Here is a 14,567-nt window from a genome sequence, read left to right as displayed (position 1 = left end):
ACCCCCCGATAGGAACATGCAAATAAATCATAAAGCCCTTAATCAAAACGTAAAGAGTGGGTTTCCCCACTCTTTACGAATCCGAGCCTTATCAACATCATTACCAAAAAAATTATAACATAACCAAATTACAGTGACAAGGCAGGTTCAGGTTTAATGTGCCTTTGCTCCTAAAATAAGGAGAGCTGGTTCGATTCCGGCAAGCCGCGGAAGCAGCCCATTCCGCTTAACACCTCAATAATCGTTTTGGTTGCTTTTGACTTCATCTGGAAGTCTTCGACGGACAAAAACTCTCCTTCGGCGCGGGAAGCGGCGATGTTGCGGGCCGCATTTTCGCCGATGCCGGCAATCGAAGAGAACGGCGGAATAAGCGAATCGCCGTCCACCTGGAATTTGGTCGCATCCGAGCGGTACAGGTCGATTGGTTTGAAGGAGAAGCCGCGGGCTGTCATCTCCAGCGCCATTTCCAGCAGCGATACGCTTGCTTTTTCTTTAGGCGTCGCTGTAAAAGCTTTCTCCTCAATTTCGATCAGCCGTTTCAGAATGGCGTCATAACCTTGGCACAAAATGTCGAGATCAAAGTCTTCGGCGCGGACGGTAAAATACGTCGCGTAAAACTCAATCGGATAATAAAGTTTAAAAAATGCCGTGCGCACGGCCGACGTCACATAGGCCGCGGCGTGGGCTTTCGGGAACATATACTCGATGCGCAGGCAGGAGTCGATATACCATTGCGGCACTTTGCACCGCTTCATCTCCTCGATCCATTCCGGCGTCAAGCCTTTGCCTTTACGGACGCTTTCCGTAATTTTGAAGGCGAGTCCGGCGTCCATGCCTGCTTTATAAATAAGATAAAGCATAATATCGTCGCGGCAGCCGATAACGGTTTTAATGTTGCAGGTGCCGTTTTTGATCAGCTCCTGCGCATTGCCAAGCCAAACGCCCGTGCCGTGCGACAAGCCTGAAATTTGCAGCAAGTCGGCAAACGTGGACGGCTGCGTCTCCTGCAGCATCTGGCGGACGAACTTGGTGCCCATTTCCGGCACGCCGTAGGTCGCCACAGGCGTCCGGATTTGTTCCGGCGATACGCCAAGCTCCTTGGTGGAGTTAAACAAGCTCATCACTTTCGGATCATTCATCGGAATGGTTGTCGGATCCACCCCGGTCAAATCTTGCAGCATCCGCATCATTGTCGGATCATCGTGTCCCAGAATATCAAGCTTCAGCAGATTGGCGTCAAAGGCGTGATAGTCAAAATGGGTCGTTTTCCATTCTGCGTTTACGTCATCGGCCGGATATTGCACCGGCGTAATGTCTTCCACTTCGATATAATCCGGAACAACGACAATGCCGCCCGGATGCTGGCCGGTGCTGCGTTTCACGCCGGTACAGCCCGCCGCGAGGCGGTTCAGCTCTGCGCCGCGCCATTTTTTGCCGTGATGCTCTTCGTATTTTTTGGCGAAGCCAAACGCTGTTTTCTCCGCAACGGTACCGATGGTACCGGCCCGGAACACGTTTTTCTCGCCGAACATTTCTTTCGTGAAGTTATGGGCATGCGGCTGGTATTCCCCGGAAAAGTTCAAGTCGATATCGGGGACTTTATCCCCTTTAAAGCCAAGGAACGTCTCGAACGGAATATCCTGGCCGTCACCCTTCATCGTTTGCCCGCAATTCGGGCAGGATTTGTCCGGCAGGTCAAAGCCGCTTGGCACGCTGCCGTCCAGAAACCATTCGCTGTGACGGCATTCCGGGTTCCGGCACAAATAATGGGCTGGCAGCGGGTTAACCTCGGAAATGCCAAGGAAGGTAGCGACAACTGAAGAACCTACCGAACCCCGCGAGCCGACCAGATAACCGTCCTGATTGGATTTTTTGACAAGCCGCTCGGAAATGAGATAGTTGGCCGAGAATCCGTATTTGATAATCGGAACAAGCTCCTTCTCCAAACGGTCGATCACGACCTGCGGCAATTCATCCCCGTACATCTGCTTGGCGGTATTGTAGCAGGTGCTGCGGATTTCTTCCTCCGCACCTTCGATAATTGGCGTAAACAGCTCGTCCGGGAACATCTGGAACGGTTCAAACCGGTCCGCAAGCGCGTTGGTGTTCGTAATGACAACCTCGCGTGCACGCGCCTCGCCCAGGAAAGCGAACTCCTGCAGCATTTCGTCCGTTGTGCGGAAATGGGCGTCCGGCTTCGTCTGGTCCTTCAGCGGGCTGAAGCCGGTAATGCCGTGAATCGTAATGTCGCGAAACATTTTGTCGCGCGGATGCAGGTAATGGACGTTGCCGGTGGCAATAACCGGCTTGCCCAGCTCATCGCCGATTTGGCATACCCGGCGGATGGCCTGCTCGATTTCGGCGCGGCTGCCGACCAGCCCTTTTTCCACCAAATGCATGTAGAAGCCAACCGGCTGGATTTCAAGCACATCGTAAAAGCGCGCCACTTCCACCGCTTCTTCATACGATTTGTTCAGCACCGTTTCAAAAAACTCGCCTTTCTCGCAGCCGGATACGATAAGCAGTCCTTCGCGCATTTCTACCAGCTTGCTTTTAGGAATCGTAGCGACCCGCTTAAAGTATTCGGTATGCGACAAGGACACGAGCTTAAACAGATTTTTTTTGCCGACGGCATTCAGCGCATATATGCCGCTGTGGAATGGCCGCATGTTGGACAAATCAAGTCCGACATAATCATTTAATTGATGTAGTCCGGTAATATTGCGCTCTGCAGCATCTTTAATAAGTCCAAATAATACGCCGCCCAAAGCAATCGAATCGTCGATGGCGCGGTGATGGTTTTCCAAACTGATTTTATATTTGTCCGCCAGCGTGTTCAGGCGGTGGTTTTTCATTGACGGATGCAGGAACCGGGCAAGCTCGAGCGTATCCAGCACCGGGTTCGTAACCTCCGGTATGCCGAGCTGCTTGCAGTTCGCCTGGATAAAACCGATATCGAACCTTGCATTATGGGCTACCAGCACCGCGTCGCCGATAAACGCCACGAACTCGCGCAGCTTCGGTTCCAGCTCGGGCGCATCCTTCACCATATCGTCGTTAATGTTCGTTAATTGCTGAATATGATAAGGAATCCGCTCATGCGGGTTAATGAAGGTCGAGAATCGGCCGATTTCTTTGCCTTCCCGCATTTTGACGCCGGCGAGCTCGATAATTTTATTATTGATGATCGACAAGCCCGTCGTCTCGATATCGAATACGACATATTCCCCTTCGGCGAGCTGCTCCTCGCGCGGGTTAATAACCATCGGCACCGAATCGTTTACGATATTGGCTTCCAGGCCAAACAACACATTAATACCGTGTTTCTTGCCGGCTTTAACCGCATCGGGGTAACATTGCACATTGCTGTGATCCGTAATGGCAATCGCTTTATGGCCCCATTTGGCTGCTGTTTTAATATAAGCGTCAACCGGCGTGACGGCATCCATCGTACTCATCGTCGTATGAAGATGGAACTCGACCCGCTTCTCTTCCGCCATATCTTTGCGCTCCGGCGGCGCAAAGACTTCATGCAGGTCATTAGGCATCATGACAAGTTCCGGCTCCTGCATAAACCGGTCATATTCAATACGTCCGCGCGCTTTGATCCATTTGCCGTTAGACAGCTGGCTCAGCACTTTGACGTCTTCTTTCGTTTTCGCAAACATCTTCATCGCAATGGAATCGGAAAAGTCGGTGACGTTGAACGTAAACAAAGTGCTGCCGTTGCGCAGCTCCTTCATCTCCAAGCCAAACACCGTGCCTTGTACGGCAATCTTCTTCTCTTCTTCGCGAATGTTCATAATCGGCACCGGCTCTTCCCGGATGTCGTACCCAACCGCCAGCCGGACCGGCTCCTCGCCGCCGTCGCCGCCTGCGCTCATCTCCGCAGCGGCGTTCGCCATCATCTGCTGAACGACTTCGCGTTCCTCTTGCTCGATCTTCTGGGCGAACTGTTCGTACACCTCTTGTTTTACTTCCCCGACTGCAAGCTTCACTCTGCAGCTTCTGGCAAAATATCTGTCGAAAAAGCCCGTTACTTCGTCGTCGATTCTTTTCTTCTTCGCCAGCTCCAGACCTGTTGCGTCCAGCAGCAAAATCGTCACTTGGCTGTCTTCGATATCGACGGATGCTTTGGCCAGCCAGCCGTTAACCGAAGCGATTGTACGCTGCGCCCATTCCAGAAACAACGGCCAATATTCCGTTACAATCGACGCGGTTGAGACCGTATCATCATAGATAAATCGGAATGAAGTGTCCGCGATATGAGCAAATTTCTGGCGGACGGCTTGTCCCAGGCCATTATAGGCCTGTAAAGGAATCAAGGACGTTTTGCGGATGCAAAACGTCCATTCCCGATTGCTGTTGCTCACGATGACCTGCTCAATAAAGCCATCCTGAAAATAGGTTTGTACCAGCTCGCGCGGCAGCTCGGCCTGCTTCAGCAGCAGCTCAAAGCGTTGCCGTTGATCTCCGGTATGACTCATCGCTTACTCCTCCCCTTACGCAAACCGAGTACCCCGAAATTAATAAGCCCGTGCAAATACAACCGTATGCTTCGCATGCTCGCCGCATACAAGGCACGTTGATTTATGTTCTTTAGGCTCAAATGGGATGTTGCGGCTTGTAGCACCCGTTTCTTCTTTCACTTGCTTCTCGCAAGCTTCCGAACCGCACCAGCCGGCAAGCACAAAGCCGCGTTTTTCTTCCAGCGAAGCTTTCATTTCATCCAGCGTATCAACCGATTTGAAGTTCTCGTCGCGGAATTGCTTCGCTTTCTCGAACATTTCCGTTTGAATTTCGGCAAGCATTTTTTCTACCTCTTGGACAAGGTTCGCCTGCTCTACGATTCGTTTTTCCCCAGAAATGCGGGATACGAGAACGACTACGCCGTTTTCCATATCGCGTGGGCCAAGCTCCAGACGGAGAGGCACGCCGCGCATTTCGTATTCGTTAAATTTCCAGCCCGGGCTGACATCCGCACGGTCGTCCACACGAACGCGTACGCCTGCTTTTTTCAGCTCGGCATACAGCTCGTCTACCCGGCCGACGACTTGCTCGCGCGTTTTGGCAGGACCGATCGGAATCATGATCACTTGCGTAGGCGCTACTTTCGGCGGCAATGCAAGGCCGCGGTCGTCGCCATGCACCATAATCATTGAGCCGATCAGGCGCGTGCTTGTCCCCCAAGAGGTGGTGTGCACGTATTGAAGCGTATTTTCGCGATCCAAAAACTTAATATCGAATGCAACGGCAAAGTTAGTGCCCAAGTAATGGGATGTACCGGCTTGTACCGCACGGCCGTCTTTCATCATCGCTTCAATCGAAAAGGTATCAACCGCTCCGGCAAATTTCTCCGAAGGCGTTTTTTGGCCGACGATAACCGGCATCGCAAGGAATTCCTCTACGAAATCGCGGTAAACTTCAAGCATGCGCATCGTTTCTTCACGCGCTTCCTGTTCCGTCTCATGGGCGGTATGGCCTTCCTGCCACAGAAATTCGCTTGTGCGTAGGAACGGCAGCGTACGTTTCTCCCAGCGGACCACATTGGCCCACTGGTTAATGAGCACCGGAAGGTCGCGGTACGATTGAATCCATTTGGCATACATATGGCCAAACATCGTTTCCGACGTCGGGCGTACGGCCAGACGTTCTTCCAGCTTCTCGCCTGCCGCTTCCGTTACCCATGGAAGCTCCGGATTAAAGCCTTCCACGTGCTCTTTTTCCTTCTGGAAAAAGCTCTCCGGAATAAACAGCGGGAAATACGCATTACGATGGCCCGTTTCTTTAAAGCGGCGGTCCAGGTCGCGCTGAATATTTTCCCACAGCTCATAGCCTTCCGGGCGGAACACGATACAGCCGCGCACCGGCGAATAATCCATGAGCTCGGCTTTTTTGATGACATCAATATACCATTTGGAGAAATCTTCGCTTTGCGGCGTAATCTCCGTTACAAATTGTTTGTCCTTTGACATAAACGGCTTATGGCTCCCCTCTTACCAAACGCAAAATATCGTTGTAGGTCACTACCAGCATCAGCAGCATAATAAGCGCAAAGCCGATAAAATGAACCATGCTTTCTTTATTCGGATGAATCGGCCTTCCGCGCAGCGCTTCAAGCCCGATAAACAGCAAACGGCTGCCATCCAGCGCCGGTATCGGCAGCAGATTGAATATCCCGAGATACAAACTAAGCAGCGCAGTCCACGACGTAAGCTGCGTAATGCCTTGCTTCGCAATTTCGCTGGTCACTTCAGCCGTCCGGACCGGACCTCCTAAGTCATCCAGCTTGAAATCACCGGTAATAATTTTCCCAAATCCTTGGAAAATGGTTACCGTCATATTTTTCATCAGCTTGGCTGATCCGGAAATCGTTTCGCTAAACGTCGCATGGCGTGTCGGAACTTTTGGATATTTTGCCGTTATCCCGATTTTGCCGACGCCTTCGCTGTCCGCGACCGGCGTAAGCTTAATTTGCAGCTTTTGCCCGTTACGGGTAATGTCAACCGTCACCGGCTTGCCCGGCGATTTGCCGATAATATCAATCATTTTATCAAAATCGGCTCCTATTGGCTGGCCATTCACCGCATTCAGCACATCGTTGGGCTTAATATCGCTTTGCTGCGCCGGCATTCCGTCCGTTACAGCATCTACAAGAATATGATCAGGCTCCGCAGTCGGAATACCCGCCATCTGAATATAGGTGCTGAACAATACAAACGCAAGAACAAAGTTCATTGCTGGACCGGCAAAAATCGCCAGCGCCCGCTGTCCCACGGTTTTGCTGCCGAATTGGCGGTCATAAGGAGCGATCTGCGTTTCGTTGCCTTTATTAATCATGACCGCTTGCGGGTGTACAGCATAACGCTCGATATCGCCCTCGACATCCAAGCTGATGTATAGCTGCTTCTCCAGATCAATAGCGGTCACTTCTCCGCGAATGACATTGCTCCGTTCATCGAGCCGGTCCAAATAAATACGCGTCACCTTATCGTTCTTTAGACGCACCGCAACGGTCTGGCCCGATTGCACTTCGACAATTTCGGGATCTTCGCCCGCCATCCGGACATATCCGCCAGCCGGCACAAGCCGCAGCGTATAGCGGGTTTCGCCTCTTTTCATAGAGAACAGCTTAGGACCAAACCCTATGGCAAATTCCCGAACAAGGATACCTGCCCGTTTGGCAAAAAAGAAATGTCCCCATTCGTGAATCGTCACGATAACGAAAAAAACGAGCACGGTCAAAAAGACGACCTGAATCATATGCATAGCCTTGCCTCCTGTTCGTAACGGCCTGTACATAGATTATCATTATTCTCGCGCCCGATACAAGAGAACCAGCTTTTGCCTGCTGCGCTATACATTTGCTGCTGTGCGGCGCGCCCAAGCGTCCGCTTCGGCGATAGCGGCCAAATCATTAACAGGCACAGCAGAATGCTTGTCCAGCACCGTTTCGATTACCTTTTCGATTCCGAGGAATGAAATTTCCCCTTGTAAGAACCGGGCCACCGCCACTTCATTGGCAGCATTAAATACGGTTGGAACAGAAGCGCCGGCACGCCCGGACTCATAAGCATATTTCAAGCAAGGGTACCGCTCCAGATCCATCTCCCTGAAATTCAGCCGGCCGATGGAAGCGAGATTCATTCTTCCGGCCGGCGAAGGGCGGCGCTCCGGATAGGTCAGCGCGTACTGGATCGGCACACGCATATCCGGCAGCCCCATTTGAGCGATTACACTGTAGTCGTTAAATTCAACGAATGAATGAACGATACTTTCCGGATGGATGAGTACATCTACTTGGTCATACGACATATTGAACAGCCAGTGAGCCTCGATCACTTCCAGCCCCTTGTTTGCCATCGTAGCGGAATCAATCGTTACCTTGGCCCCCATCGACCAATTCGGATGGTTTAACGCTTGCGATACGGTTACGCCCTCCAGCTCCGCCCGCGTTTTGTCACGGAAGGAGCCGCCTGAAGCCGTAAGCGTAATCCGGTGTATCGCCGATTTGTCTTCGCCGTTCAAACATTGGAAAATGGCCGAATGCTCGCTGTCTACCGGCAAAATCGCCACACCTTTGCGTGCTGCGCGCTCCATTACAATATGTCCCGCTGTAACCAGCGTTTCTTTGTTGGCAAGGGCGATTGTTTTGCCTGCGTCAATGGCAGCCAGCGTAGCCGGAAGCCCTCTGCTGCCAACGATGCCGGTAACAACGACATCTGCGTCCGTTGCCGCAGCAACTTCCAACAGTCCTTCTTCCCCGTACACCACTTTAATAGAAGCAGGCAGTGCAAGAGACGCTTGCTCAGCCGCTTCTTTGGTTGCCAAGCTGACGATTTGCGGCTGAAACTGCTTAGCCTGCTCGACCAGCACATCTACGTTGCTTCCGGCAGCCAAACCTGTAATTTGATAACGTTCCGGTTCGTTTGCGGCTACGTCAAGCGTTTGCGTGCCGATCGAGCCTGTTGAACCTAAAATCGCAATCTTTTTCATGCCAAGCCCTCCTAATTCGGCAGCAAGTCGCTGATCAGCAGCAATGGGAATACAATGAGCCAGCTGTCGCAGCGATCCAGAATCCCGCCATGGCCTGGAAGGATGTTGCCTGTATCTTTAATATCCCGCACCCGTTTGTATGCGGATTGAATCAAGTCGCCAAATTGTCCGGCGACAGCCGCAATAACGGCAATCAGCCATGCGGTATGTAAGCCAATCCAAGCCGGGAATAAGAGTTTGCATAGGGTTGCAATGATCAGCGACAAAACGACGCCGCCGATTGCGCCTTCAATCGTTTTATTCGGGCTGATGGACGGCCACAGCTTATGTTTACCGAAAGCTCGCCCGGCAAAATATGCGCCGACATCGGATGCCCAAATGCAGCCAAAGCATAAAAAGGTCCAGAAAAATCCGTGTTCATTAATATCACGCACTTGAATCATCGCGTTAAAGCCGTGACCAACATATAAAGCGCCTAAAAGCATAAGCGCGGCGCTGTCGATTGTTTTTTTATTTTTGGTAACAACCGTCAAAGCCAGCAGCACAAGCATAAGAAGCCACACGACGGCCATGGAAGACGGCGGTTCCATCCCCCACGCAGACCAAGGCAATAAAAATGCGATCATGCCTGCATAGCCGATAATCGAAATCGCGGAGCTCCACTTCTCCCCGTTCATTTTAACGAATTCCGCAAATCCAACTATTGCCAAAAAAATAACAAGAGCCGTATACAACCAGCCGCCAGCGATTGCAACTGCAACAAATACAACAGCGGCCGATAAACCTGTAATAATTCGTTGTTTCAAAGTATGGTCACACTCCGATTTCTTGAAGCTTGTGTGGCTTATAACCCGCCGTATCGCCGGGCACGCCGCTTATATTCCATTAATGCTTCATGAAAATGCTCCTCGGAAAACTCCGGCCAATACACTTCTGTAAACCACATCTCGCTGTACGCCAGCTGCCAAAGCATAAAGTTGCTAAGCCTAATCTCGCCGCTTGTCCGAATCAGCAGATCAGGGTCCGGCAGATCGCCGCTTAATAAACGGGTAGACATCAGCTGCTCATCAATCTGATTACAGTCCAGTTTGCCTGCCTGCACATCGTCCGCAATTTGCTTAACAGCCTCCATCATTTCTCTGCGGCTTCCGTAATTCAAGGCAAAATTAAGGATTAAGCCTGTATTGCTGGCCGTCTTCCGGACAGCGTCCTCCAGTGCGTTTAGCGTCTGCTTTGGAAGTTCATTCGTATAGCCCATCATTCTGACCTGAACATTGTTGCGGATCAGATCTGCCAGTTCCAGCTCCAAAAACTCCATTGGAAGCTTCATTAAATAATCGACTTCTTCTTTTGGACGTTTCCAATTTTCCGTTGAAAATGCGTACAGCGTCAAATATTCCACACCGGCCGCTTTAGCTGCCAGTGTTACCCGTTTGACTGCTTTCATACCGGAATGGTGCCCTGCTATTCGAGGCAATCCCCGCTTTTTCGCCCATCGGCCGTTACCGTCCATAATAATGGCCACATGCCTTGGAACATTGTCCGTGCGCTCCAGGTCAACAGGCTTCTTGGATGACCTGTCAAGTTTCCCTAAAAGTCGCTTGATCATCTTCGTTCCTCCTGCACGGATTTCAAAAACCAAACCCCACCTGGCTGAGGAGGGGCTTGCTTGCATTTAGACTTCCATAATTTCTTTTTCTTTAGCGCTCAATACTTTTTCAACTTCTGCAATAAAACGGTCCGTAACCTTCTGGATATCTTCCTGGTGGCGGCGCGATTCATCTTCCGAAATCGATTCTTTTTCCAGCTTTTTAATATCGTCATTCGCATCGCGGCGAATGTTCCGGATAGCTACTTTCGCTTCTTCGCCAAATTTCTTCGTCAGCTTAACAAGCTCCTGGCGGCGCTCCTCTGTCAGCGGAGGAATCGAAATACGGATCGCGGAACCGTCATTGGACGGGGTAAGCCCCAAATCCGACTTGAGAATCGCTTTCTCGATAGCACCAATAGACGATTTATCCCACGGCTGAATCATGAGCGTACGGGAGTCCGGCGTATTGATATTCGCAAGTTGGTTAAGCGGTGTAACGGCGCCATAGTATTCAGCTTGAACACGGTCCAGCAGAGCTGGTGTCGCGCGTCCTGCACGCAGCGTTGCAAGCTCGCGTTTCAAAGCTGCAATAGCTTTGTCCATCCGTTCTTCAGCGTTTTTCTTCACAGCTTGTGGCACTACTTCGCACTTCCTTTCACGATCGTTCCGATTTTTTCACCAAGCACTACACGTTTAATGTTGCCCTGTTCCGTAATGGAGAACACCACAAGCGGAATGTTGTTGTCCATGCACAACGAAGACGCGGTAGAGTCCATAACGCCCAAGTTTTTGTTCAGGACATCCAAATAAGTCAGCTCTTCAAACTTCACAGCGCTGCTATCTTTAAACGGATCGGCGGAATAAACGCCGTCCACTTTGTTCTTGGCCATAAGTATAACTTCCGCTTCGATTTCTGCTGCACGAAGCGCGGCGGTTGTATCCGTGGAGAAAAACGGATTGCCTGTGCCGGCTGCAAAAATAACGACGCGGCCTTTTTCCAGATGGCGAATCGCGCGGCGGCGAATGTAAGGCTCTGCGATTTGCTGCATGGCGATCGACGTTTGGACGCGGGTCGGAACTTCAATCTGCTCCAGCGCATCCTGCAGCGCCAGCGAGTTCATAACCGTTGCCAGCATGCCCATGTAATCGGCGGTAGCCCGATCGATGCCTTTTGCTGTACCTGCAATACCGCGCCAGATGTTGCCTCCGCCAACGACGATTGCCACTTCAACGCCAAGTGCAACAACTTCCTTCACTTGTTCCGCGATCGAAGAAATCATCGAAGCTTCAATGCCGTAACCTGCGTTACCCGAAAGGGATTCACCGCTCACTTTAAGTACAATGCGTTTATAAACTGGCCTCTCCAACATTCATACCTCCATCATGCCCCTAGTCGGAAAGGGCCTATTTCAAATTGTTCTGCCTAACATACGAGTGTCAAAGAAAAAAGGCTACAAAGAAGGCGGGGCGGAAGTGCCGCCCCGCCTGTGCGTTCGGTTTACAGCTTAGCTTGTGCCATAACTTCTTCAACGAAGTTATCTTGTTTCTTCTCGAGACCTTCGCCCAGTTCATAACGAACAAAACGACGGATCGAAATGTTTTCGCCGATCGAGCTGATTTTTTCGTTCAGAAGAGCCGAGATTTTTTTGTCCGGATCTTTTACGAATTGTTGCTCAAGCAGGCAATATTCTTCATAGTATTTAGCCAGACGGCCTTCAACCATTTTTTCAACGATGTTGGCAGGTTTGCCTTCGTTCAATGCTTGTGCTTTCAAGATTTCGCGTTCTTTGTCCAGCTCTTCAGCAGGAACTTCTTCACGGCGAACATATTTAGGGCTTGCTGCCGCGATTTGCATAGCGATGTCTTTAGCAAAAGATTTGAATTGATCGGTTTTAGCAACGAAGTCGGTTTCGCAGTTGATTTCAACCAGAACGCCGATACGGCCGCCTGCATGGATGTAGGACTCGATTACGCCTTCCGTAGCGATACGGCCGGCTTTGTTTGCTGCTGCGGACAGACCTTTTTCACGAAGGAATTCAATTGCTTTCGTGATGTCGCCGTTTGTTTCTTCCAGTGCTTTTTTGCAATCGAGCATTCCTGCTCCTGTTCTTTCACGAAGTTCTTTTACTGCGCTAGCGCTAACTGCCATATTAAACCCTCCTGGATTTCGGTATTTCGTTATTATAATCACCGTTGCGCGAGAGACGTTCGTTTCCCGCTTTTATGTTCAAAAAAAGGGCGGTGAGAGGCTTTCACCATCTGACCACCCTTTATAGGCTCACCGAGCATGTATTATGCAGTCGTTTGTTCGCCTTGGTTTGCTTCAACAATGGCATCAGCCATTTTGGAAGTCAGCAATTTAACAGCGCGGATAGCGTCGTCGTTGCCTGGGATTACATAATCGATTTCGTCCGGATCGCAGTTCGTATCAACGATACCTACGATTGGGATACCAAGCTTGCGAGCTTCCGCAACAGCGATACGCTCTTTGCGAGGATCGATGATGAACAGCGCGCTAGGCAGGCCTTTCATGCCTTTGATGCCGCCGAGGAATTTCTCGAGACGATCTTTCTCTTTGCGAAGAATGATAACTTCTTTCTTCGGCAAAACTTCGAACGTGCCGTCTTCTTCCCAAGTTTCGATTTGACGCAGACGATCAATACGTTTTTGAATCGTTTGGAAGTTAGTCAGCGTGCCGCCGAGCCAACGTTGGTTGATGTAGAAATTGCCGCAACGTTCCGCTTCTTCTTTAACGGAGTCTTGCGCTTGTTTTTTCGTACCTACGAAAAGAACAGTGCCGCCTTCCGCTGCAACGGAGCGAACGAAGTTATAAGCTTCTTCCACTTTTTTAACCGTTTTTTGCAAATCGATGATGTAAATTCCGTTTCTTTCTGTGAAGATATAACGATCCATCTTAGGGTTCCAGCGACGAGTCTGGTGACCGAAGTGTACCCCAGCTTCGAGAAGCTGTTTCATGGAAATAACCGCCATTTCTTCAACACCTCCTGTAATGGTTTTGGATTTAGCCTCCGCCTGTCGCATCTTCCGTTAAAACTCCCGATTCGGAAGCACCGTTAACGGAATTGACGGGGCGTGTGTTTTTAACACCGTCAATTAATATACCATAACTGCATACGCAGTGCAACAACGCGATGTCCGGCTGTTCTCATTTGTTTGCAGCTTACTCGGCCTGCCGGGCGAGCTGCTTGTCCAGCAAATTCTTTTGCGCGGAACTAAGCGGCGCGCTGGACACGATATCCGCGATTTCCTCCAGCGTCGGCTGGCCGGCAATTAGAAAATAACCGGCACGCGCCTTCTTTCCGCTTTTTTTCATCTGGCGGACAAAATCATCAGGCTGTGCAACGAGCCCTTCCTTCTGCAGCAAGCTTCCAGCCTGCTCCAAGCCCATACCGTTCTCGATCCGTATAATCCGCAAGCCCGCTTGCTTGGATCCGTCTGCAGCAACTTCCTGCTGGCTGCCGTTATCCTCGGGTTTCGGCTGCGCCGGCGCCTGCTGCTGCTCCGCGGGTTTTTCCGGCTCCCCGGACGAAGGAGCCGCCGTTCCCTGTTGCTGCGCTGGGCTTGAAGAAGCGGCCGGCGTGTTACCTTCGGCATGGTTTAGCGCCCACGAATCCTTTTCCGCGGCAATCATCGCGTCCACTTCGGATTGCGAGTACATCGCTTCCCCAGTACCGCTTGTATCAGCATCAGCATCCGTCTTTATACGGTCTTGTCCAACAAGCATCAGCTGCAGCAGCAGCGCTCCGCAAATGATGCCGATGCCCGCTCCCAGCACAAAACTCCGGTTTCTAAGCATGGGCGGCCGCCTCCTGCTTGGCCAGCTGCAAAATCAGCTGCACTTCCCCTTTGTTCATCTGCAGCCGTTTGGCAATCGCTTCGATCGATTTGCCTTCCTTATAAAGCTGAATCAGCTGTTCATACCGCGCTTGAATCGTACCGCTTGCAGAAGCATCAGCATGCGTCTCCGCAGCGGACGGACTTGGCTGCTCATCAACGTCCGGAGCCGTGTCGCCAGCTCCGCTTGCAGCTGAAACGGCCACGGAAGCCGCAGCGGCAGCTTCTGCAGCTGCGGCAATCACGCCCGCGCCTTGCGCAGTACCCTCAGCCCATGCAGGCGCAGAGCCTGTTGTGCTGGCCGCGGGCGGACAGTCAGCCGCCGGAGAAGACAAGCGAAGTTCCGCCAGCTGCTGCTCCAGCTCGACGATTTTGCGGTGCTGCGCATCCAGCCTTTCATTCGTCTGCCGATGCGCTTCAGCAGCCAGGCTGCTCATTTCTTCAATATCGAGCTCCATATTCTCCATGAACTGCTCGAAGGCAAGCTCCATTTTTTGCAGCGGTTTGGCCGAAACGGCCGTTTCATTCTTGTTCCGCGGCATAATGAGTGCCGCAATTGCGATAACTGCTCCCAGCAAAGCAATGTATTGCCACATGCTTTTTTGTCTCTCCTTTAAGGCTTACG

At 51.3% G+C, this 14,567-nt stretch carries 12 protein-coding genes; all 12 read right to left on the bottom strand.

Annotated features, from left to right (window positions below; genetic code table 11):
- Window positions 1–170 precede the first annotated feature (170 nt).
- Window positions 171–4,487 carry a PolC-type DNA polymerase III gene (locus tag ET464_RS03780; RefSeq protein ID WP_129438378.1) on the bottom strand — a complete coding sequence of 1,439 codons (4,317 nt, stop codon included), beginning with the start codon at window positions 4,485–4,487 and terminating at the stop codon, window positions 171–173.
- Window positions 4,488–4,526: 39 nt separating this feature from the next.
- Window positions 4,527–5,975 carry a proline--tRNA ligase gene (gene proS / locus ET464_RS03775; RefSeq protein ID WP_129438376.1) on the bottom strand — a complete coding sequence of 483 codons (1,449 nt, stop codon included), beginning with the start codon at window positions 5,973–5,975 and terminating at the stop codon, window positions 4,527–4,529.
- A 7-nt stretch (window positions 5,976–5,982) separates the two neighbouring features.
- A complete protein-coding gene (gene rseP / locus ET464_RS03770; protein ID WP_129438373.1) occupies window positions 5,983–7,269 on the bottom strand; it encodes an RIP metalloprotease RseP in 1,287 nt (428 codons plus the stop codon).
- Between the two features lie 87 nt (window positions 7,270–7,356).
- A complete protein-coding gene (locus ET464_RS03765; RefSeq protein WP_129438371.1) occupies window positions 7,357–8,496 on the bottom strand; it encodes a 1-deoxy-D-xylulose-5-phosphate reductoisomerase in 1,140 nt (379 codons plus the stop codon).
- A gap of 11 nt (window positions 8,497–8,507) precedes the next feature.
- The gene (locus ET464_RS03760; protein ID WP_129438369.1) at window positions 8,508–9,302 is read right to left on the bottom strand and encodes a phosphatidate cytidylyltransferase; all 795 of its coding nucleotides are present in this window, start codon (window positions 9,300–9,302) and stop codon (window positions 8,508–8,510) included.
- A gap of 38 nt (window positions 9,303–9,340) precedes the next feature.
- Window positions 9,341–10,105, bottom strand: a complete 765-nt coding sequence (locus ET464_RS03755) for an undecaprenyl pyrophosphate synthase (RefSeq protein WP_129438367.1) — start codon at window positions 10,103–10,105, stop codon at window positions 9,341–9,343.
- Window positions 10,106–10,171: 66 nt separating this feature from the next.
- Complete coding sequence (frr, locus tag ET464_RS03750; protein WP_129438365.1) at window positions 10,172–10,726, bottom strand: ribosome recycling factor; 555 nt, start codon at window positions 10,724–10,726, stop codon at window positions 10,172–10,174.
- Window positions 10,726–11,454: a UMP kinase gene (pyrH, locus tag ET464_RS03745; RefSeq protein ID WP_129444049.1), complete on the bottom strand. Its 729-nt coding sequence runs from the start codon at window positions 11,452–11,454 to the stop codon at window positions 10,726–10,728. Before pyrH ends, frr begins: the two co-directional genes overlap by 1 nt.
- Window positions 11,455–11,585: 131 nt before the next feature.
- A complete protein-coding gene (gene tsf / locus ET464_RS03740) occupies window positions 11,586–12,236 on the bottom strand; it encodes a translation elongation factor Ts (protein WP_129444047.1) in 651 nt (216 codons plus the stop codon).
- A 143-nt stretch (window positions 12,237–12,379) separates the two neighbouring features.
- Window positions 12,380–13,078: a 30S ribosomal protein S2 gene (rpsB, locus tag ET464_RS03735; RefSeq protein WP_129444045.1), complete on the bottom strand. Its 699-nt coding sequence runs from the start codon at window positions 13,076–13,078 to the stop codon at window positions 12,380–12,382.
- Between the two features lie 190 nt (window positions 13,079–13,268).
- Window positions 13,269–13,904, bottom strand: a complete 636-nt coding sequence (locus ET464_RS03730; RefSeq protein ID WP_129438363.1) for a hypothetical protein — start codon at window positions 13,902–13,904, stop codon at window positions 13,269–13,271.
- The gene (locus ET464_RS03725; RefSeq protein WP_129438361.1) at window positions 13,897–14,538 is read right to left on the bottom strand and encodes a DUF6115 domain-containing protein; all 642 of its coding nucleotides are present in this window, start codon (window positions 14,536–14,538) and stop codon (window positions 13,897–13,899) included. The genes ET464_RS03730 and ET464_RS03725 overlap by 8 nt, the downstream gene beginning before the upstream one ends.
- Between the last annotated feature and the right edge of the window lie 29 nt (window positions 14,539–14,567).

This window comes from Paenibacillus protaetiae, assembly GCF_004135365.1.
In the GTDB taxonomy this organism is placed as follows: Bacteria; Bacillota; Bacilli; order Paenibacillales; family Paenibacillaceae; genus Paenibacillus_AP; species Paenibacillus_AP protaetiae.
The sequence above is the reverse complement of the archived record's forward strand: the minus strand, read 5'-3'. Positions and strand labels throughout refer to the sequence as shown.